The organism is Litoribrevibacter albus (genome assembly GCF_030159995.1).
Classification (GTDB): domain Bacteria; phylum Pseudomonadota; class Gammaproteobacteria; order Pseudomonadales; family Litoribrevibacteraceae; genus Litoribrevibacter; species Litoribrevibacter albus.
This window is the reverse complement of sequence record NZ_BSNM01000009.1, coordinates 181096-202680: the sequence shown is the minus strand read 5'-3', so window position 1 is coordinate 202680 and position 21585 is coordinate 181096. Positions and strand designations below refer to the sequence as shown.

Sequence of the window (21585 nt, the reverse complement as noted above, 5' to 3'; positions counted from 1 at the left end):
ATTTATTCATGATTCAGCGTGTTATCGCGAGTGATGGCCGATAGTGATTCAACTGATACATGTATTTTATTTGTTAGATTGTCTATCAAAATGAGGTGAAAATTCAGTAGACTAGCTATCTCTCTATTCAGGATATATTTTTTAATGCTGGGTATAGTTGGAATCGATTTAGTGGAATTGATTTGATGTTTTAGTTCGTGTTTAAAAGGTAGATTGAGTCGAAGATGGATTTTCAAGCAATTTGGTTAGATATACAGGCGCATCCGTATTATTTGTTAATGCCGCTAATCGCGGGTTTTGTAGGGTACATTACAAAAATTATGGCCCTTGAAATGATGTTCTTACCTTTGGAGTTTAAGGGCATTAAACCTTATATAGGTTGGCAGGGCGTTGTTCCTCGTAAAGCACCCAAAATGGCGGAGTCTGCTACCGATCTCTTGTTAGGGCGATTGCTAACTCTGGAAGAGTTGATCGAGCGCTTAGACCTCAAACGTATGGTGGGTGAGGTCGAGCAGCATTTGATGCAAATCACCGATCACATGATTCGTGAAGTCGGTGATAAATTCTTACCTGAGTACTGGCATAGATTACCGAACGTTGTTCAGTTCGCAGTGATTAAGCGGATTCAAAAAGAAATCCCGGACATCGCAGAATCCATCTGGATCGACATTCGTAAAGATCCGAACCATTACATCGATATCAAGCATCTTCTGGTCTCAAACCTTACCAAAGACAAAGCATTATTGAATCGGATTTTCAGGCAAATCGGAGGAAAGGAGTTTATTTTCTTTCGTAATGCCGGATTCTGGTTTGGCTTGGTCTTAGGGTGTATTCAACTCATGTGTTGGCTGATTTGGCACCAACCCTGGTTAATGCCGTTGTTTGGTGGGCTGGTTGGATTGGTGAGTGATTGGGTGGCGCTTACCTTGTTGTTCAGACCGCTTCAGAAGATCCGTGTTTTAGGCTTATCGTTCCAAGGTAAGTTCATTGCTCGTCAGGACGAAGTGGCCAAAGATTACGCCAGTTTGATTGCTAAAGAGTTGTTAACCCCAGCCAATATGATCGAAGAAGTAATGCGAGGCCCGAGTGCCGATCGATTGGTCGAGTTGATTCAAAAACACATAGAAGACGCATCCAAAGAACAGTTTGGTCGAGCTGGGGCATTAGTTAAGTACGCGCTGGGCTCTGAAAAACTGGATCAAATTAAACACTTTGTAGTGAACAAGAGTATCGAGGTCATTCCTGAAACCGCCAGAGACGTGGAAGACTATGCGATGGATGCGTTAGATATTAAAAACACGCTTATTTCTCGAATGGACAAGCTGACGCCTGAAGAATTTGAAGGGCTCCTGCGTCCTGCTTTTAAAGCGGATGAAAAAACGTTGATTCTGGCGGGTGCGATTTTGGGCTTCATCATTGGTGAACTGCAAGTTCAGGTGATGTTGTAGAGAGCACCACAATCAGAGGCAATGTCCTTATGTAAACGGTTTTGGGGCTTAAATGGGAAAGGGCGTTTTATGCTATATCCAACCAACCTTGACCCATCTCAACATCCGCTCACTCAAACCCTATAGTCTGTTTCTTTTTTGAGTACTTGCTCTAAGCTTTCAAATTAAGATGACCTTTGTCTGATCGTTTTTTGTTCATGCTTCCTCCGAAAAACTCCTTTAAAACCAGCCTTTTAATACATTTTCAAAAACCCGACTAAAACGCTCAACTTTATTGATCTGAGTCAGTAACGGAAAAATCCTACGGCGTATCTTAGAACCTACAACAAATAACGTAGTCGAGGAGAAAAACCATGGCTGAACGCTTTACCAAAAGCATGGCCAGGAATATGTATTTAGGTGGAAGTGTATTCTTCATCCTCTTATTTCTTGGTCTAACGATGGATACCGTACGGCAACTGCCTCAACGGGATAACCGTGAAAATCTTACCGAAGAGGTTGCACACGGTAAAAAGCTTTGGGAGGACAATAACTGTATTGGTTGTCATTCCTTACTTGGTGAAGGGGCGTATTTCGCACCTGAGCTTGGCAATGTGTTCTATCGTCGTGGCGGAGAAGATAGCTTTAAGATTTTCTTTAAGTCATGGATGAATGCACAACCTCTGGGTGTAGAAGGTCGTCGTGCAATGCCTCAGTTCAATCTATCAGATGAAGAACTGGATGCATTAGCTGCCTTCTTAGAGTATTCGGCCAAGATCAAGACCAACGATTGGCCACCTAATATTGAAGGATAAGGAGCGAACTATGAAATATGAGTCTCAAGCCGTATCAAAACCGTATTTTATCTTTGCTCTTATCTTATTCGCAGGGCAGATTGTATTCGGATTAATCCTCGGCACACAGTATGTTATTGGTGATTTCCTATTCCCGGAAATTCCGTTCAACGTGGCACGTATGGTTCATACCAACTTGCTGATTGTCTGGCTTCTCTTTGGCTTTATGGGGGCAGCGTATTACCTGATCCCGGAAGAGGCTGAAACTGAGCTTCACAATCCTAAATTAGCAATCATTCTATTCTGGGTCTTTGCAGCAGCAGGTACGTTAACTGTACTTGGTTATTTGTTGGTGCCTTATGCAACTTTGGCTGAAATCACTGGCAACGACTTGTTACCTACTATGGGACGTGAGTTCCTTGAACAACCGACCATTACTAAAGCAGGTATTGTGGTTGTAGCTCTGGGCTTCTTGTATAACATCGGTATGACCGTACTGAAAGGCCGTAAAACTGTAATCAACATTGTTTTGATTACTGGTCTGCTAGGTTTGGCGTTGATGTTCCTGTTCTCTTTCTACAACCCGGAAAACCTTGCGCTAGATAAGTTCTTCTGGTGGTTCGTGGTTCACCTATGGGTAGAAGGCGTTTGGGAATTGATCATGGCATCTATCCTTGCGTATGTACTGATTAAAGTAACTGGTGTTGACCGTGAAGTGATCGAGAAATGGTTGTACGTGATCATCGCAATGGCGCTTATCACTGGCATCATCGGTACTGGTCACCACTTCTTCTGGATTGGTCCACCGGAGTACTGGTTGTGGTTAGGTTCTATCTTCTCAGCACTAGAGCCAATTCCATTCTTCATGATGACACTGTTTGCTTTCAACATGGTTAACCGTCGTCGCCGTGAGCATCCAAACCGTGCAGCGACTCTATGGGCTCTTGGTTGTGCAGTGATGGCTTTCCTTGGCGCAGGTGTATGGGGCTTCCTACACACATTAGCACCAGTGAACTACTTCACTCATGGTTCTCAAATTACAGCAGCACACGGTCACATGGCGTTCTACGGAGCTTATGCAATGATCGTTATCACTATCATTTCATACGCGATGCCAGCAATGCGTGGTCGTCCTAACGGCAACAGCAACAAGGCGCAAGTGGTTGAAATGTGGGGCTTCTGGTTGATGACTGTCTCTATGGTGTTCATCACTCTGTTCCTAACAGGTGCTGGTATCCTACAAGTATGGTTGCAACGTATCCCTGAAAGTGGTGAAGCACTAAGCTTCATGGTGACTCAAGATAAACTGGCTCTGTTCTACTGGTTGCGTTTGGTAGCAGGTTTGGTCTTCTTCGCAGGTATCGTGGCTTACTTGAGCAGCTTCTTCATCAAAGGTGAAGACCCTCTGGTAGAAGCGCAAGCCCGCCTACAAGAGTCATAAGCCATAAGATAGTAAGAACGTTGTAAGAAAGTATTCGTCTGACGCCACAAGCGAAGGACGATTACAAAAGAAGTGTTAAAAGCACTTAGGAAGCAAGCCGGAGTAGGAACTCAGAACACTGAGAACGCTCCGGCTTTTTTGTCTGATGAATCATTTCGTTTATAGAGAGCAACAACGCTCAGACAAGTTAAAGAACTCGACGGTTTGAGAGACAATTAAGGAGTCATCATGAATAAACAATTACAGGAAGCGCGCTTGTTTACCCGTGTGGCTTTCTTCGCGTTATTTCTGTTGGCTCCGGTACTGAACATCTTTCGTTTTGACTTAACTACCACCAACTTTGTGGTACTTGGGCAGGTTTTATCTTTCGACATCACTGCTGAGTGGATTCAACAAAGTGACGCTGTGGATGCGGGGCTGCGCATTCTTACTCGATTCATTTTACCCATCATCGTGATTGTGTCTGTCGGGTTGTATGTTTTTTGGCGTTGGGGCCGAATTTATTGTGGCTGGTTGTGCCCACATTTCTCCGTGGTAGAACTCATTAATGGTTTGATGCAGAAGCGTACTGGCAGGGTAACAATCTGGGAACCCGCCAAAGGCAATAAGCCATCAAGCTGGTTAGATTGGGCTGTGATTGTTGTTGTGTCGGCCACCATCGCTTTCCTGTGGGCGCTGGGGCTGTTGTCTTATTTATTACCGCCCATTCCTTTGTATACCGATTTGGTAACGGGCGAATTAAGCCGTAATCCGATGATCTTTTTGATCGCCGCAACGACGGTGTTTACCATCGACTTCGTCTTTGCCCGTCATCTCTTTTGTAAATACGGTTGCGCGCTCGGTGTGTGGCAAAGCTTGTTCTGGATGATGAACAGTAAGGCCATGCTGGTGAAGTTTGATCGTGATCGGGCCAAGCTCTGTCAGGATTGTGATAAAGACTGCGAAACTGCCTGCCCGATGCGTCTGCCTGTTCGTAGCTTTAAACGCGCTAAATTTACATGTACTCAATGCGCTCAGTGCATCAGTGCCTGTCAAAACGTTCAAAAAGATAATCCCGACGGTGCCTTGCTTGAATGGAGTAAAGGTGAGAAAACAAGGCACAGCTCTTTGATACCCGTCAAAACAATTGATCCCAGAAAGATGCAGACTGATGACTCAAAGAGTTCAACTGCTCACGGTTCAACGTCAGGCAGTCCAGATAAGTCATCTGATGAATAGTCGTTATATGAGAGGTTCTGATGGAAGAATATGTTGGCTTTAAGTGGCATGAATATATCACTGGTAAAGCCTCGACGGATTTTGAAGATGCCACAGTCGCGCTGAAAGATGCAGGCTATGAAATCGGAGTGTTATTTCGGGCGTTGGGCGGTGATTGCGGCTTACGCATCGAAGCGGCTACACCCCGCGATTACTTCATGCGTCGTAACTTTCTTCAGAAACTGGCCGGTACACACCAGCAGGTTGAGTTAACCTGGCGAGATAACGAGACATTGCGCTTGCCTGAAACGCTTGGGATTTTCGAAACGGCTGAACTCAATAAATACCTCTATCTATGGCTGGCTGCATTGGCGGCGCAACAGTCGGAAGAATTTTCAGATTGGTTTCAAGACAACCAAGCCTTAACCAACAAAGTGTTGGAAACCTATCCGGGGATGAAACGAATTTACCTTGCTTTGGTGGATGCCTTTTTAGCCTTGCGACCCGCCATTTCAGAGTTGGATGAAGAATCTGCAGCTCAGGAACAGGCGATTCAACAAGCCTTAAAAGAGCCGGGCAGTATTGATGAATTACCGCCGGCCAAATACGCGCCGAACCCTGTCTACCTATGGTTGTATCCGGGTAATATGAGTACCTGTATGACCATGCCGTCACCCATTGAAGACGATGACGGTTCTGTGTCGAGCGGGAAGAAGAAACACGGAAAAAGGAAGCAAGGCGAACGTATAGAGAGCTATGACAAAAATCACGGTTTGATGGTGTTTCGACTTGAAAACCTGTTCAGTTTCAGCGAATTCGTGCCAGTGGATAGAGCCGGTGATGATACCGACGAGGATGATGCAGAAAGTGTGGCGGATGATCTCGATGTGATTTCTGTGTCACGAGATCGTAAAGCGGCATCGTCCAGCATTAAATTTGATTTGGATTTACCTGCTTCTGAAAATGATGATCTTCGCTTAGGTGAGGGGATTTTGCTTCCGGAATGGGATTACCGAAGTCAGAGCTATCAAGAAAACTATTGTTGTTTACAGCCGATGTTGGGAGAGCCAAATGATAGTTCAGCTGAGGGTGATTCAGAAGGGAGTGTGACAGGTCAATTGCCCAGCCATCTGCGTGCAGATGCAGCTAAGCTAAGACGCCAGTTTTCTGGTTTGAAGCCAGTTCGCCAGTGGTTGAACCGTCAGCAAGATGGGGAAGAGTTGGATCTGGACAACTGGTTACATCACGTGGCAGACGCCAAAGCGGGCAGTGACTCCGGTGAACAGGGCTTCTATCGAACCTTCAACAATCAGGTACGTGACTTGTCTTGTTTGATTCTGGCGGACTTAAGTCTTTCAACCGATACCTGGGTGAACAACGACCAACGTGTAATTGATGTGGTTCAGGACAGTTTGCAGCTTCTTTGTGAAGCGCTTTCCGCAGCCGGTGACCGATTCTCTGTTTATGGGTTTTCTTCTCGTAAGCGGGATCATGTGCGTTACCACGTGATCAAGAATTTCAATGAGCGCTACTCGGATCAGATTCGCGGGCGTATTCAGCACCTCAAGCCAGGTTATTACACCCGAATGGGCGCTGCGATTCGCCAATCCATCAAGGTGTTATCAAATGAAAAGAGCCACCAACGTGTGCTTATGATCATCACTGATGGCAAACCGAATGATCTGGATTTATACGAAGGGCGTTACGGTGTCGAAGACACGCGTATGGCAATCATCGAAGCTAAGCGAGCTGGCTTACAACCTTTCTGTGTGACCATTGATGACGAAGCGGATGAGTATTTGCCACATCTCTTTGGGCAAAACGGTTTTGTGGTTATTAAAGACCCGGCGCAACTGCCAAAAGAGTTGCCAAGGTTGTATGTAAACTTGACTCGATAATGAAGATAAAGGGAAAGGCAGGTCTTATTTTATCAATGAGGCTTGTCTTCCGATTGCAATTCAATCGCTTCTACACCCTCTTGAAAAATCTAATTTTCACGCATTCACCGAACATTCTCAGCTTATATTGCTGACTCTCATATTTTTGTCTGATTTTTGTCTGGCTTTTAGTTAGTGACCCGTGATTGATGATTCGAGACAGGGTGTTTTCTGACCTCAAACTATCCGAAATGTCCCTAATTTTTTTCCGAAATTACTGAATTAGTATTAGTCGTGTTAGTGCAATACTTTAATTTATTGTTCAATCGGATTTTTTTCTGGGTTTTCACAGAATGATTGTGTGAAAGTTAGTAAATGTTAGACATGAACGCGTATCTAAAGCGGTTTTCGTCATTTCATTTATCGGTAATAACAATAATTTTAAGTAAGAGTTTTCCTTCTTGTTTCATAAGGAACGTGATTAATGCTTGTTCAAGACACGGTGAAACCAGCGATCAGTCATAGATTTAAGTCCAAACATTACCAGCTGCTCGAAAAAATTGGTCAGGGTGGCTTTGGTGAAGTATATCGAGCAATTCAAATCAATACCGGGCAACCCGTTGCCATTAAGTTTCTTACCTTAAATTCAGACTTTGATGAGGAAAAACGTCGTCGTTACATCGAACGCTTTGATCGGGAGACCAGTTTATGCAGTCGTTTACAGCACCCGAATATTGTTCGTCTGTTGGATAAAGGAATTTGCGACCAGGATTTAGTTTACGCAGTTTTTGAGTACGTTGAAGGGCAGTCGCTCAAAGAGATTCTACAGAACAGCGGAGCATTGCTACCTTCCGAGGCCGCTAACCTGATGGCTCAAGTGTTGGACTCTTTAGCCCATGCTCATGCCCAGGGGGTCATTCACCGGGATTTGAAACCGGCCAATATTATGGTGACCAAATCCGGCGCCAAGAGCCATATCAAAATTCTGGACTTTGGTATCGGCACATTAACGAACGAAGCGAGACGACAAGACTATAAAACTCTCACCTTGACTCAAGAGTCTCTGGGCACCCCGTCATACAGTGCACCGGAGCAATTACGCGGTGAGCCACCAACCATCAAAAGTGATTTATATGTCTGGGGGTTGGTGTTCATTGAATGCCTGACCGGACAACCTGCGATCTCCGGTTCCAGTCTGGCGTCTATTTTTCATAAACAGCTCAGTCAATCCAATGTACCGATTCCTGTGTCTATAGCAGGGCATCCGGTTGCAAACCTGCTACGACGGGTATTGAAGAAAAAAAGTCAGGAGCGGGCAGGGAGTGCGTCCGATCTCTATGAGGAGCTTTGCCAGCTTAATGTCTCATCTTTGGTCGGAGCGTCGCTTTCAACGGGTGAGCACACGTCGTATTGTGCCAATGCCTACACAACGATCGATCTTCACGAAACACAAATTAATAACCCGGATGCACTGTACACAGGGAGAACAGAGCGAAAACAGCTGTCGGTTCTTTGTGTCACTCTCACCATTAATTCGGTACTGGACGAGGTATTTGATGGAAGGGTGTTTGATGGTGAAGTGATTGATGCGATGCATCACGATCAGAAATCGCAATGTATTGATATTGCTGTGCGCTACGGTGCGTATCATGCGGGGTCTTTGGGCGATACGTTATTGTTCTATTTCGGCTATCCGTCGGTAAGTGATAATGACAGCCGTTTGTGTGCGCGAACGGCGTTAGAAATTTCAAGTAACCTCAACCAAAGAAACGCGTTATTGAAAACGAACCAAGGTATCGAAGTCCATGTAAAAATGGGGATGCATACCGGATTGGTTACCAATTATTCGGACTCTGCGCCAGAGGGTGAGACACCGAATATTGCGATGGAATTGGCAAGACTCGCTGAGCCTCAGCAGGTGTTGTGCTCCAATGCCTGTAAATCATTGTTGGAAAACTACATTGAGTTTCTCCCTTGCGACTTGAAGCCGATTGGCGTCCAACGAAAGATTACGTATCTCCATCAGCTAGTAGGTGAGCGTTCGGTGGAAGCCTTTGGCTTTTTGCGTGCCAAAGAGTCGAGTTATGAGTTTGTTGGTCGTGACGTTGAGTTAGATGCTTTGATGGAGCTTCTGGATCATGACGCTGGCCCGATTTCAGCTCATGTTCATGGTGAGGCGGGTATTGGTAAATCGCGTTTGATTTTTGAATTCAGAAATCGTGCGAAAGGTTATCGACACTTTATAGCCCAGTATCTGCCTGAACATAAGTTTAATGCGCTGTATCCCGTGTTAAACATCCTAACTCTGAAATACTCTCTTGATTCTGTTTCTCCTGAACTTGCTGTCAAACGTCTTGATGATCATTTAACCGAAGTGTCTGGCCTAAATCGAGCGGCGGCACTGACCTTGCTTTGCACTTGGTTAGGTTTTCCTATCGAAGCAAAAACAGATCTTTCGACGCTTTCAGCCGACGCTCAAAAAAGCATCTTATTTACAGCATTGTCAGAGCTGCTTCTTAATGATAATGACGTGAATGACAGCCCAGCGTTGTTTATTTTTGAAGACATGCATTGGGCCGATCCAACCAGTCTTGAGTTTCTTTCCGGCTTTTTAACGCATCCTTCATTTAAAACCAGTCAAAGTCTGTTTATTAGTACGTCTCGAAACGAGATGCCTGAGGGATTAGTGGGTATCTACGATCTAGATGTGGCTATTACCGGGTTAAGTGAAGAAAAAGCCCATACCTTTATCCAGGCGTTATTTGACCAAAAAAATGTCTCCTCAAACGTGATGGATGTGGTTACTTCAAGAACAGACGGGATACCGCTCTTCATTGAAGAACTAGTCAATATGTTGCTTTCCAGAAAGTTGGTCCAGCATTTAAATGGTGTGGTTGATTTTATTGCCCCGGATAAAGTCAAAGAAGTACCGGAAACTCTGCTGGAATCACTGCAACAAAAGCTCGACAGCTTGGTCTCGGCCAAAGATACGGCTCAACTTGCGGCCACGATCGGAAGAGAATTTGATTACGCCTTGTTGCTTGCTGCTTCTCCTAAATCAGAAGAAGAGGTGCAGACGGATCTAAACGAATTGGTTTCCAGCGATCTTGTCATTCGTTTGCGTCAGGTGAATGGTGACAGCTATATGTTCAAGCATGCTTTGGTACGTGATGCGGCGTATGAAGTTATGGGAAGTAAATATCGAATTCTTTCTCATTCATTGATTGCCAACACGCTTGAATCAAGGATGTCAGATGTCTCGGGCGGCACTCGGGCCATGGTTGCCCGTCATTTTGCGGGTGCAGAAAACTATCTGAAAGCGATTGAACATGGCTTGATCATTGTTAAAACTTTTTCACAGATAGGGTCTAATGTAGAAGCGTTAAGCTTCAGCTCTGAGCTGGAGGCGTGGATTTCTCTATTGGATAAACCTTCCGACAAAAACCTGTATTCGCTTAAGTTTTATCATTTGGCTGTACCCATTGCATTAGCGGTGCACAGTTATACCTCCGAGAAAGCATTGCAATGGAATCAATCCATCAAAGAGCTTTTGGCTGAGTCGAGTGATAACGAGCTATGGGAGCAGGAACCGGAGTTATGTGAGTCCATCAAGGCAAGAAGTGAGTTTCTCGACTTCTTGAGCTTGCACCACAGCTCCCGGTATCAGGAAGCTCAGGAATTGGGTGAACGTTTATTAGTGACCTATGAAACCCAAAGTGCACACCATGATTATCTGATACCCGTGCTTTGCTTCTTATCTCAGAATTACCAAATCCAAGGTGAATTTCATAAGTCGATTCTGTCATTTGAGCGTACCTTGAGGTTGTATGAGGAAAATTCAGCCTCGGTATTTATGGAGTCAGACAACGACTTCAAGCCTTATTGCCTGGGTATGTTGTCACTTTCTTATATTCACATTGGTGAGCTTGATAAAGCGATACAAGTAGCGAAACAAGCTACTGATTTATCCGTGGCCGATAAGTACCCGGTATCCTGTGTGGCGTCGCATATTTTCTATGCCTTGTGTTTGAGCTTTAAGGGGCTGGACGATCAGGTTATTGAGGTGTGTCAGAGCTATTACCAGCACTTCTATGACAAAGAAAATCCTACCTTCTACACGGTATACATAGATATCTTGCTAGAGACGGCACAAGGGAATTTGGACAACGCCAAAACGCTAGTGATTGATTTGTGTAATTCGGATTATGACTTTGCAACGGGCTGGTACATTCACTTTATTGCTAAAAAAATGTTGAACGAATCGCGAGTGGAGGAGGCAATTTCATTGATGGAATTGTCACTCAAAAAGTCCACGGACAATGGTGAGGTTGGGGCATTACCTATCGTAAAAAACACATTAGCACTTGCCTTGTACAAGAAAAATAATGAGGCAACCTTAAGCATTCTCTCTCTTTTAAACGCTTCTTTAGAATTGGCTATTGAGCAAAAGGCTTATTTATTTGTACAGGAATCAAAGGATTTGCTGAATTTGATGACTGAGGTAGTTGAATAAGAATGGTCAATAAATGGATGTAACTTTTTAACTATACCGAAGGAAAAATAATGAGTAACTCGATTTTGAGCTTTAAAACGGCTTATTTACAGGCTGTCGCTAAGTCATGGGAAGATGAAGTTTTTGCAAAAGAATTTCATGAAAAAGGCGAAGAGAACATTCTGACGTTTCTTGAGCAGCACTCCGGCTCACCCAAGGATTTTATCAGCCCTTGGGAAAATCTGGTGATTAACTTTTTGGATGATGAAAGTCATACCTTGTATTGGGACCCGATTCAAACGGGTCGCTGGGTAGGGAATGATGACCGTTTGACTATTTTTTTGCCGGAAGATCCGGGCTTGGATAACCGTGTAGAAGGTCTTGCTCAGTACAACTTCATTTTCCCGTCGTTCATGGGTAAGGTGAAATCCGATATGCAACTGCTCTTTAATGATAAAGAGCAAATTGAATTTATTGATTACCTGGTATCTAAAGGCATCAAGATCCCGACGATCTTGACCCTGGGTGAGACTGACATGGATTTGTTGTCTTTTAGTGCAGTGATGCTGAGAACCATTGCTCTGTACTGGGATGACCCATGCTTTAAAGAAGAAATTCTTAACGCAGACGGTGATCACTCAGACAAAGCCCCTGTATTGTCTAAGTTCTTTGGTTTCAGCAACCCGTGGAACTTTGCTATCAACTTCAAGGAATGCAAAACCTTCATTCTGAATAAAGATGACGACTCTGAGTTCGATTACCCAGCTAACGTTATTTCGTTAGGTAAGCCGAGAAAACCTCAGGTGCCTGAAGGTGTGAAAGGGGCACAAGGTATTTATCCAATTGCCCTGGCTGCCTATAACGACGATGGTAAATCTTATCCATTTACTTGCTGCTAAGTTAGTTCGTTAGTTAGTTCGTTAGTTAGTTCGTTAGCTAGTTCGGGCATCAGTTTTTGATGCCCGATGTCGTGTGGCTTTGCTGTACTTCTTAACTCTGCTGCATTTCTAAGTTCGCCGTGTTTTCAGCTTTATGGCGTTTTGAAAAGTACAGAATAAGTGAAACCTTCAGGCAAAATGGATGTATATCTGTGTACCTGTTTATCCGTGTGAGTATCACCCGGCATGCAGGTATGTCAGTCGAAATGGATTTGTAAAAAATGACATTAGATATATTTGATGCTGATCGGCATGTAATGGAACCATTGGATCTATGGGCGCAATATCTTGACCCTGAGATTTACCGAACCTATCCCATCAAAGTGGTACAGGATAACCAGCTCACACGACAAGACAGGGTAGAACGCCTTGGGCGACGCGGGGATTTATCCCTGCCACCGGTATTTGTGGTGGGTGATTTACCGCTTCTGAATAACTGGTCTGAAGACATTCAGATCGCAAGTGCCATGCAGGACAAAGGCAATCGTTCTGCTCGAATTGCAGCCATGCATCCTGATTCCCAGTTGGCGTCAATGGATGATTCAAGTATTTCTGTCGCTTACTTGTTTTCGACCTTTGCCGGTTATGTCGTAAACCATGAGGGACTTCCAGCGGAAGTTTCACTGGCTTATGCGGACGCTTATAACCGTTGGTTGAAGGACTATTGTTCAGTGAATCCAGAGCGATTGAAAGCGGTAGGCTTACTCAGTCGTCACGAGCCGACCACATTGTGTTGTCAGCTGAACCAGATCATTGAAAACGGTTGGCGGTCTATTTGTCTGAGGCCGGAAGTGATCAATGGCAAAGACTTTGGTTATCCCGAATACATCGACTTTTGGGCTAAGTGCGAAAAGCACAATATTTCGGTGGTGTTTCATGGTGGAACCAATCTGAACGCACCAACGGCCGGGTCGCATCGATTCCAATCTCGTTTTGCGATGCATGCGTGTTCTCATCCGATGGAAGCACAAATGGCGTTTGTTTCCTTATTAGAGTCTGGTGTATTTGAACGTCATCCTAAACTGAAGTTCGCTTTTCTAGAGGCTGGGGCGTCCTGGGTTCCGCACTGGTTGTGGCGATTGGATAATATTTGTTATCCGGAATTTCCTTCATTGGTGGAAGAGAATATTAAGCTACTTCCTTCAGAGTATTTTAAGCGCCAATGTTGGGTTGCGGTTGAGCTGGGGGAACCCTGTTTACGAGAAGTGATAGAGACCGTTGGCTCTGAGAAACTACTCTATGGTTCTGACTTTCCTCATCCTGATCACATGCATTTCACCACGGAAGATATAGCCAATCAGTTAGGTGATTTCTCAGAAGCCGAGCTTAAGAATGTTTTAGTGAATAACGCTAAAACATTTTTCGGTTTTGACGGATAGCGTGTTTTCAAAAGCAACGTTTTCTGATCGCAAGACATCAAGGAAGAGTATCCATGCCGCTAGAAGCAAGAAAGCAAGACACCACCGTGTCTGACGTGCCAATCCAGGACGCAGTCAGAACGCCGATTACTGATCAAATACTTTGTTGGCATCCTTCATATAATGTTTATGTTTTCGAGAATAGGGATGTCTTGCTGTTATCAGAAAGTCAGCAGTGGTTGCTTCCTCATGCCCAGTTTCCGTATTTGGATCTGCTTAACGGTCTGCTATCGTGTAATGATATTGTTTCTATGTTTTCAGGCCACAATCTTTTAGGCGGAGGCTCGGAGTTCCTGGGTGATCGAACGGATGGCTCTGGAAATTATGCATCGAAGACGGCATTGTTTTATCAGCAAGTACAACAATTGAAATCCTCTTCGATTCTCATCGAATCAGCGCTTGCTGAACACTACATACAGCCGGAGTTTAGTGGGGACGGAGATCTAGCCGTCCTGGATCATTCCCTTGAGATTCAGGTGATTAATCTCTCGGTGGCGTCTGAGCTAGGGGCTATTCACTCCGTGTTGTTGGATGCCGGTCATTCAGTTCTTTCCACAATGTCTGAATCGCTACCGATCACCTATGTGGTGGTGGATGATTTTCTTGATCCAAGAATTACAGGGCTGTCTCTAACGGGTCGAGTGTTAATCATTAAACTGACCGGGGAGTCTGTCTGGCTAAGCCCGTGGTATCTGGCATCTCATTTTCATCATTTTGAAAAACTGCAACGTAGAGTGCTCGACAATCAACCGGTCAGAAAGTCTGCCATGATGAAATGGCCAGAGCGCATACACAGTATTCCGGTTAGGGTCGATGGCTCTCTTTCTCAATCACAGCGGAATACGTTGAAGGAGATGGTTGTTGATCAGTTAAGCTCGGGTGCATCGAATTACTTATTTGTTTTTCACAAAGCAACGTCTCAGTTAGAGAAGCATCCGATTAATCCTGAACTACTGATGGATGTTGGTATAGCTGGGCAAGTCGGTGCTCCTGTGGTGCTCAAGTCTTGTATAAACCGTTTTAATCAGGACGGTGGCTCTCGATCCGTTTCTGCGGATGAAACCGTCTCACGGTTACGTGCGTTAGTCAGTCCTATCACGGGAATCATTAATCATTTTCGAGAGGTTACTCTAGGCCATGAGTCGCCGGTTAAGACTTATCGAACCGGTTTTTTTAAGACGCCTGCTGTTTTAAAACCTGAGGTGATGGAACAAGGGTTTGTACAGATTTGTATGGGGAAGGGGGTTGAACCGATCCAGTCTCAGGCCAGTGCATTGTGCGAAGCGGTAGAACGTTATTGTGCTCTGTATCGTGATGAACTGCCGTTATTACAAAAAAACGAATCTCAATTGCAAGAAGAGGGCAAACGAACGGTTAATTATCAGCAGTTGGTTCCATACAGCTCCGTTCAGTATCAGACGTTTAACGATTCAAATCACCCTGACTCTCTGTTGAAGCAGGCCGCCATACCGTATCAGAACCAGGTCATACATTGGTTGCCTGCCTGGTCCTTAACTCGTGAAGAATCCGTCTATGTGCCGTTGAGTCAATGCTATAGCGGGATTCCGTTTGAGGAAGAACAGTATGGCCGATGGCATTCCAATGGCTGTGCTGCAGGCAATACGGTGGAAGAGGCCATTCTTCAGGGCTTGTTTGAGTTGATTGAACGAGATGCGGTTGCCATTTGGTGGTACAACCGCCTGACCCGGCCAGCGTTTGATCTGTCCCGAATCCATCCTGAAAACCTGGAAAAATTAACCAAGACGTTATCTCCAACTCATGAGACGGGCCATGCCTTTTGGGTGTTGGATCTTACGTCGGACATAGGTGTGCCGGTGATGGCTGCGATAGGAAAAGACAAGCAAACCGGAGGCTTTGTAATGGGCTTTGGATGCCACTTGCGTGCGGATATCGCAGCCCAACGTGCCTTAACAGAGCTTTGCCAGCTCATCCCGATTCGAAATCAAAACGGTGCGCCTTTTGACTTTGATGCCATTGTCGATGGTACGTATTTGCATCCTGATGATGCTCATCTTCCGCCGACTATGTCATCTGACGGTCAGGATATCGCGGAGGATGTGGTGGCATTGGTGCATAAACTAAGTGATTTGAACATGGAAACGTTGGTTTTTGATTATTCACGCTCAGACATTCCTCTCAAAACGGTGAAGGTCTTCGTGCCCGGGTTATGTCATATCTGGCCACAGTTAGCGAACGAGCGACTTTACACCGTGCCTGTGACTATGGGGCTTCGAAGTGAAGTGTATTCTGAAGCAGCATTGAATCCTCAAGCTTTGTATATCTGATCAGACGGGTTCGAGGTATTAACATTTAACCATGTGTAATGGTATGTAATGGCGAATTATGAGCACTGTTGTACTGTATAAGCACAGAAAAATACTTTAGGTGATCTTATGGCGATACTCATTGGTGAACGTACAGGTGTGCAGGTTGATCTACAACCTCAGCATGTTTTCGGTCGACATCCATCTGCCGCAACCTCTCTGACGAACTCTGAGGCTTCCCGAACCCATGCTGTGGCAATTTGGGATGGTGAAGTGTGGCTGTTGAAAGACACCAGTTCCAACGGCACTTACATTAATGGCCGGTTTTTGGCGCGTGGCGCACAACAAGTGTTGAATGTCGAAGACCGAATTCAATTTGGTAGTGATCAGGCTGAAGTTTGGTTCGTAAAAGATACATCGCCGCCAGACAGTTTGTTAATCCCCGTGACCTTAGGCTTACCGACTATTAAGCTGAGTGAGATTACTGCACTGCCTTCAGAAGATGATCCACAGATATCCATTTACCGGACGCTGACCGGACAATGGATGTGTGAAACAGCCTCATCCGTGTATGAGTTACAAACGGGAGATCGGGTTGGCACCTGTGACAAACAATGGCGTTTTGTCAGTTCCCATGCAGGGGTTGAAACAGAGGTCATCAGAAACAAAGTAAAACGGACGCCTAAACAACTGGTCTTCAAATTTGATGTCAGCCAAAACGAGGAACACGTGTCCCTGTCTCTTCAGGTGGACGGTGAGACGGTTGATCTGGAAATGAGAAACCACCATTACCTTGTATTGGTGTTGGCTCGTAAGTATTTGGAAGATAAAACGTCGGGCATTGCGGAATCTGAGTGCGGATGGATTGATAAAGACCTGCTTTGCAAGATGTTAGGGCTAAACGGCAATCACATTAACATTCAGGTATACCGTTTCAGAAAGCAGTTTGTTGATGCGTATCCCATGGCGGATCATTTACCGCCGTCTATTGAGCGTAGAACCGGTGAGATCCGATTCAGCCCGAATGCCGTGGAGATTAATGGCGGTGTCAGTCTTGATTCTCACAACCAATTACTGCGTGACAATGTGCGGTTGAACTGATGCTGATTTAAAAATACATGGAGAATGGCTACCTGAGGGTAGCCATTTTCTTTTCGCTGACTTTTCGGTTATCTATTTTTACCGATCTATCTAACCCTACAGCGCCAGGTTCATCGGTGGCGTATGAATCCGTTTTCGCCAGAAATCACACTCCCGCCAACGTTGTTCCAGACTGTACATGTGTATGCGGTTGTTCTGATACACCCGGTATTGTTTTTGAAGCATTTGAGAATAGTCTGAACACTCTGAACTGTTGTTTTCCAGCCAGTCCTTTACCTTCTTCGCAGCTAACAGGCCATGACTTAATCCTTTGTAAATTCCTTGAGCACTGATCGGGTCGAAGCTTGTGGCGGCGTCACCGACTGCCATCCAATTAGATCCTTCCAGTGTCGGCAGGATGCCGGAATAGATGGCGCAGCTATGATAACTGGGGTTGGTGATTTCGAGTTTATTGACACTTGGGCCGACGAAGGTTGTCGTTGCCAGCGCTTCTTCAAAGCCTTGATGATTTCCTTCCCGAAGGTGAGGAATAATTTCACGCTCAGACACGATCATGCTGACTACCTTCTGTTCCGGTAACAACGCCTGATAGCACCAACCTTGTTGAGTGGCTTCTAACTGGATTTGTTTAGAACCTTTACCACTGGCAACGTGAGCAAAGCGGACGGTAGCAAACAGTTGGTCATCTACCGTTTTCTGAATGTTAAGTGTTCGGGCAAATCGTGCCTTACTGCCAGTCGCATCGATAACAAACCCGGCTGTGACGGTCTGGGGATGTCTATCTGTCCCTTGAGTTAGGTGTAGCGTATGAGCGTGATGACTAGCTGTTTGTGGGACAATGTCAGTCCCGATAAAACGGGTAGACCAGGTTATTTGGGCGCCACAGTCTTCCGCTCTTTTGGCAAGCATCTTGTCGAAGGCAATGCGATTGAGTCGCCAGGATGGCCCTAATGGATTGACGATAAAGTCGTTGTAGCCAGGGGTTGGTCGTCCCCACACCGACGCATAGCCAGGGCAGGGTTCGTGATTGTCTTGATAAAATTCTTTCGCTACACCGAGCTGTTTGAGTAACAGTACAATCTCTGGCGGACAGTTTTCTCCAAGCCGTTCCTGTCCTGGTGATTGCCGCTCCACAACCAATACCGACACATTTGTATGTTTGTTGAGGTTGGCGGTACGGATGGCGATGGCTGCCGCTAAACCAGCGGGGCCGCCACCCAGAATAACAACGTCATAGTGTGCGTTTATGCGGTTTACTTTACGCTTGTCTGTTTTGAAAGAACTTGATTTAAACGTCCTTGTTTCAAACGTTCTTGCTTTAAACGCTCTTGTTTCAAACGCTCTTGCTTTAAATGAATCGGTCCTGAGCATATTCATCCTAAACCTTGTTATCCGAATGTGGATGACCCTGTACGGGCCATCCTTTGGGCATCATTCCGTTAATGCGGGCAGTCGCGTTTCTTCTTCGACGGGTTGGCATTAAACGGCCAGGCGGGAACGGGGTCAGTCGAGTCGCCAGGATTCGTCAGCTGACTCTGAACCTCAAGGTAAAGTTCAGGGGAGTATTCCTGAGTCTCGCTGTCTACATTGGTGCCTTGTACTATGATTCCGATTTTGTCCCAATCCTGAACTGACTGCAGTGGGTCTTGGAAGGTCGCAGCGGACGCCGGATTAACTGCATAGGTCCCTTTGCCCCGGATTGACCATTGTTGCTGAGGCAGCACATTGTTAAAGACTTCTTCCGCCACATAGACGGCATCCGGACGTTGTGAAGGCCAGGACCAGTACAAGGTCGTTTCAGCGCCGTTACTTTCGTTGACGCCATCAGTATTGATAGCGGTAGCATGGATGGAGCAGGAGTTGTAATCCGTCTGCCAGGGAATCGCCATGAATTTAGAAACGTCTCCGGGTTGCAGCCCGTCAGTCATGTCATGAAGCGGAATCCAGCCACTGGAAAGATAAGGGGTTTCTCTATTCAGGTTTTCATACGACAGAGGGTATTGTTTGATTCTGAACGGGCCAGCTCCGGACGTTTTCCAGTCTTGCAGATAAATGTCTTTTTCCATGATGGTGTAGCTGACTTCGATGCCCGGTACATAGCGCCCGCCGAGGCAGTTTGCCATCGATGCCATGTCCAGTATTTCACCTGGCCCTAGTTTTGTTTGCCCGCCTTTTTCGAACTTGTTTTTGCTCCATTGTTCCAGCAGGAAGTACTGGGTTTTGGTCACCGTCAGAAATGATGTGCCCGCTGCGCCTAAAGACAGCGGCATAAGCGGTGTACCCAGGTTGGTTTCATTCTTGTTGGGGTTTCGAATGAAATTCAATGCAGCCATGATGGTGGCATTCGGATCATCATCTTCAGTAATCGACTCAACTGCCGTGTGAGCGCGTAAGGCAAGCGGTGGTAAATTCGCTGTCCAACGTTGAAGGTTACACGCAATGAAAATGGGTTGAATGTCTTGAGTGAAGTTCGGCAGGTAGCTGGACTTATAGTCACGCTTGTCTTCTTTCGGAGTGATTCCGTAAAGTTCGGGCTGAAGATCAAGATCTCGTACGAACATGTTGTAGACATCATCCCATACCGACACCACATTTCGAATTTGAGGTGCGTACGCCGGGTCGCCACAGACCACCCAAGCCCCAAAGGCGTCTTCGGTGGAACCGTCATCAAAGACCAGCGTTACGTTGACCGGGCCATCGGCGGCAGAATCAAACCAGCCTACGTTATTGAGGTCGCCCGTCATTTGGATCGGTACGCCGTATTCGTCGTATTGACCGACGGCGTTACCAGGGCTTGCCAGTACAAGCAAACGGCCTTCGTCATCGGTGCGTATCTCTCCCAGAGTATTTAATGGGCCGCTAGGCTCGAAGAGTTCGTCATTGGTGTCTTCTGGGAAGCGAATAGGGTAGTCAGGCAGTGGCACAATCTTTCCACCGGCTTTGACGCATTTTGCTTCAGAGCAACGATCAAATTTGGCCGTTTCGCTCTGGCTGGCGCAAATGGCCCTTGGGCCTGCATCAATCATAAGGCGGTTCAAACGGTAGTCCGAATCAATGGTGCCGTGCACCTCAGGGTTACGCATTTGAGGTACTTGATTATTGGCGTAGGCTTCAATGCCTTTATTGTTCACCACGTTATAGGCAGCGGCTTTCTTATTGGCCAGATGGCTAGACCAGATCAGGTCAGTGACCGTTCGGCCATCGGCCAATGTTGTGCCGATCACGATTTCAGTGCCAGCGCCACAGGGATATGAATCTTCACCGTCGATGTCGTAGGCGTAGATACGAAAACGGGCCGCTTGTTTCTTCAAGTTCCCTTCGTGGTCACGTAAGTCGTTACTGGTTACCGGGGTGTTTTCAGTGCCTTTTTTAATGGGCAAACCGCCGGTGACTGCCGTGCCTTCTTGCGGAAGTCCCGCACTGGTTTCTGGTGAAAGAATATAGTCTTCACTGGTTCCAAAGCGTGCAAAGTTAACGCTTGGATGTACTCTGAATACGGTTTTATTAGTCATGATTGGAACATCCCTTAACGCTGATTGGTTTCTTTGCTGAACTGTGGAGTGACGCCATGTTCCCAACAGTTTCGGATGGCACCGCCGACGCTTGCCATGATCGGAAAGAAGTTGTCAGGATTTTGGCCGCTGAACAGCGCTTCAAGGAGTTTGGTGAGTTGTTCGAACTGGTTCACCAGAATGCTTTGTAGTTGGAGATCTTCCTTGGTGTAATCGCAGGGTGGCTTGGTGCTGAAGGTTTCGGGGAGTTTGCAACCATCCTGACCGCCGGCATCCTTGATCTGGTTGAATTTCACAAAGTGGTCACCGTCGGGTTCGATGTCATTAGCGGTATTCTGGAATACTTTTGGAATGGTTGGGTCCTTCTTGCATTGCCCTTCACCCTGGTCGGTAATGAGATCGATCAACAAGGAAACCTGATCAAACCCGGCCGCTCCTGATTCACTTACTGTCATATTTGGCATGTTCCGATAGAACGCAGAGAAGTAGTCTACCTGTCTGACGCCACCATTGATCTGGTCTTTAAGTAACGAGGCCCCGAAGCGTAGTGCATCGTAGAATTCACCAATGGTGCCGTATTCATTGATTATGGTTTGAAGCAGGATCTCCCGCTTTGAGACGCCGAATTCAGGCAGTTCCACTAAACACATGCCATTGATGTGTAACAGATCTAACGGGCCAATCTCTGCGGTATAAGGCATGTAAGGTTCGGTATCCGCACTGGGATCGAGGCTAAAATCGAGATGAGGGATTTTAGTCCCGCTGTACACTGGGGGTGTGATTTTTGGGGAAAGTCCATAGGCATTTGCCATATTGGCAGCGCACTGTAGGTGGAGCATTTCCTGATTAATGATGGTTCGAATCAGTTGGTAGGCGTCTGAATCACGGTCTTTGATTGAGTACATGGCGGACATATAAAAGGGAATAGTCCATAGCTCCAGATCCACCGCAGCTTGGAGGTGGTCATGAAGGTGCTCCATGGCCCAATCTGTATGTTGTATTCTCATGAGATTCCATCTTCTTTTTAGGTGAGTGATAGCATCGATCGCATCATTCAGGACTAAAGCTCTTTTCTAGAAGTACATGAAACATCTGCACTTAAA

At 45.9% G+C, this 21585-nt stretch carries 13 protein-coding genes; 10 read left to right on the top strand and 3 right to left on the bottom strand.

Annotation, left to right across the window (positions count from 1 at the left end; all coding sequences use genetic code 11):
• Positions 1 to 224: 224 nt before the first annotated feature.
• From QQL66_RS06860 to QQL66_RS06815, 10 genes are all read left to right on the top strand, one after another.
• Positions 225 to 1448, top strand: a complete 1224-nt coding sequence (locus tag QQL66_RS06860; protein WP_284380297.1) for a DUF445 domain-containing protein — start codon at positions 225 to 227, stop codon at positions 1446 to 1448.
• A gap of 353 nt (positions 1449 to 1801) precedes the next feature.
• A complete protein-coding gene (locus tag QQL66_RS06855; RefSeq protein ID WP_284380296.1) occupies positions 1802 to 2242 on the top strand; it encodes a c-type cytochrome in 441 nt (146 codons plus the stop codon).
• A 10-nt stretch (positions 2243 to 2252) separates the two neighbouring features.
• Positions 2253 to 3662 carry a cbb3-type cytochrome c oxidase subunit I gene (locus QQL66_RS06850; protein ID WP_284380295.1) on the top strand — a complete coding sequence of 470 codons (1410 nt, stop codon included), beginning with the start codon at positions 2253 to 2255 and terminating at the stop codon, positions 3660 to 3662.
• A 228-nt stretch (positions 3663 to 3890) separates the two neighbouring features.
• A complete protein-coding gene (locus tag QQL66_RS06845) occupies positions 3891 to 4880 on the top strand; it encodes a 4Fe-4S binding protein (RefSeq protein ID WP_284380294.1) in 990 nt (329 codons plus the stop codon).
• 20 nt (positions 4881 to 4900) lie between these two features.
• On the top strand, positions 4901 to 6757 hold the full coding sequence (locus QQL66_RS06840; protein WP_284380293.1) for a nitric oxide reductase activation protein NorD: 1857 nt from the start codon (positions 4901 to 4903) through the stop codon (positions 6755 to 6757).
• A gap of 463 nt (positions 6758 to 7220) precedes the next feature.
• On the top strand, positions 7221 to 11249 hold the full coding sequence (locus tag QQL66_RS06835) for a TOMM system kinase/cyclase fusion protein (RefSeq protein WP_284380292.1): 4029 nt from the start codon (positions 7221 to 7223) through the stop codon (positions 11247 to 11249).
• A gap of 50 nt (positions 11250 to 11299) precedes the next feature.
• The gene (locus QQL66_RS06830; RefSeq protein WP_284380291.1) at positions 11300 to 12127 is read left to right on the top strand and encodes a BMA_0021/BMA_0022 family TOMM bacteriocin; all 828 of its coding nucleotides are present in this window, start codon (positions 11300 to 11302) and stop codon (positions 12125 to 12127) included.
• 260 nt (positions 12128 to 12387) lie between these two features.
• Entirely contained in the window at positions 12388 to 13545 is a 1158-nt protein-coding gene (locus QQL66_RS06825) for an amidohydrolase family protein (RefSeq protein WP_284380289.1), read from the top strand.
• A gap of 53 nt (positions 13546 to 13598) precedes the next feature.
• Positions 13599 to 15890 (top strand): YcaO-like family protein, encoded by a 2292-nt coding sequence (locus tag QQL66_RS06820; RefSeq protein WP_284380287.1) that lies wholly within the window; start codon positions 13599 to 13601, stop codon positions 15888 to 15890.
• A gap of 108 nt (positions 15891 to 15998) precedes the next feature.
• Positions 15999 to 16970 (top strand): FHA domain-containing protein, encoded by a 972-nt coding sequence (locus tag QQL66_RS06815; RefSeq protein WP_284380286.1) that lies wholly within the window; start codon positions 15999 to 16001, stop codon positions 16968 to 16970.
• Positions 16971 to 17066: 96 nt separating this feature from the next.
• Here QQL66_RS06815 and QQL66_RS06810 read toward each other — a convergent pair whose 3' ends face one another.
• The 3 genes from QQL66_RS06810 to QQL66_RS06800 form a co-directional block, all read right to left on the bottom strand.
• Positions 17067 to 18341: an NAD(P)/FAD-dependent oxidoreductase gene (locus QQL66_RS06810; protein WP_284380283.1), complete on the bottom strand. Its 1275-nt coding sequence runs from the start codon at positions 18339 to 18341 to the stop codon at positions 17067 to 17069.
• Positions 18342 to 18409: 68 nt separating this feature from the next.
• Positions 18410 to 20482 (bottom strand): LodA/GoxA family CTQ-dependent oxidase, encoded by a 2073-nt coding sequence (locus QQL66_RS06805; protein ID WP_284380282.1) that lies wholly within the window; start codon positions 20480 to 20482, stop codon positions 18410 to 18412.
• 14 nt (positions 20483 to 20496) lie between these two features.
• Positions 20497 to 21489, bottom strand: a complete 993-nt coding sequence (locus QQL66_RS06800; RefSeq protein ID WP_284380281.1) for a ferritin-like domain-containing protein — start codon at positions 21487 to 21489, stop codon at positions 20497 to 20499.
• Positions 21490 to 21585: the final 96 nt, after the last annotated feature.

Coding starts and splice junctions, on each gene's coding strand:
- QQL66_RS06860 (WP_284380297.1), top strand. CDS start 225: ATGGATTTTCAAGCAATTTGGTTAGATATACAGGCGCATCCGTATTAT.
- QQL66_RS06855 (WP_284380296.1), top strand. CDS start 1,802: ATGGCTGAACGCTTTACCAAAAGCATGGCCAGGAATATGTATTTAGGT.
- QQL66_RS06850 (WP_284380295.1), top strand. CDS start 2,253: ATGAAATATGAGTCTCAAGCCGTATCAAAACCGTATTTTATCTTTGCT.
- QQL66_RS06845 (WP_284380294.1), top strand. CDS start 3,891: ATGAATAAACAATTACAGGAAGCGCGCTTGTTTACCCGTGTGGCTTTC.
- QQL66_RS06840 (WP_284380293.1), top strand. CDS start 4,901: ATGGAAGAATATGTTGGCTTTAAGTGGCATGAATATATCACTGGTAAA.
- QQL66_RS06835 (WP_284380292.1), top strand. CDS start 7,221: ATGCTTGTTCAAGACACGGTGAAACCAGCGATCAGTCATAGATTTAAG.
- QQL66_RS06830 (WP_284380291.1), top strand. CDS start 11,300: ATGAGTAACTCGATTTTGAGCTTTAAAACGGCTTATTTACAGGCTGTC.
- QQL66_RS06825 (WP_284380289.1), top strand. CDS start 12,388: ATGACATTAGATATATTTGATGCTGATCGGCATGTAATGGAACCATTG.
- QQL66_RS06820 (WP_284380287.1), top strand. CDS start 13,599: ATGCCGCTAGAAGCAAGAAAGCAAGACACCACCGTGTCTGACGTGCCA.
- QQL66_RS06815 (WP_284380286.1), top strand. CDS start 15,999: ATGGCGATACTCATTGGTGAACGTACAGGTGTGCAGGTTGATCTACAA.
- QQL66_RS06810 (WP_284380283.1), bottom strand. CDS start 18,341: ATGCTCAGGACCGATTCATTTAAAGCAAGAGCGTTTGAAACAAGAGCG.
- QQL66_RS06805 (WP_284380282.1), bottom strand. CDS start 20,482: ATGACTAATAAAACCGTATTCAGAGTACATCCAAGCGTTAACTTTGCA.
- QQL66_RS06800 (WP_284380281.1), bottom strand. CDS start 21,489: ATGAGAATACAACATACAGATTGGGCCATGGAGCACCTTCATGACCAC.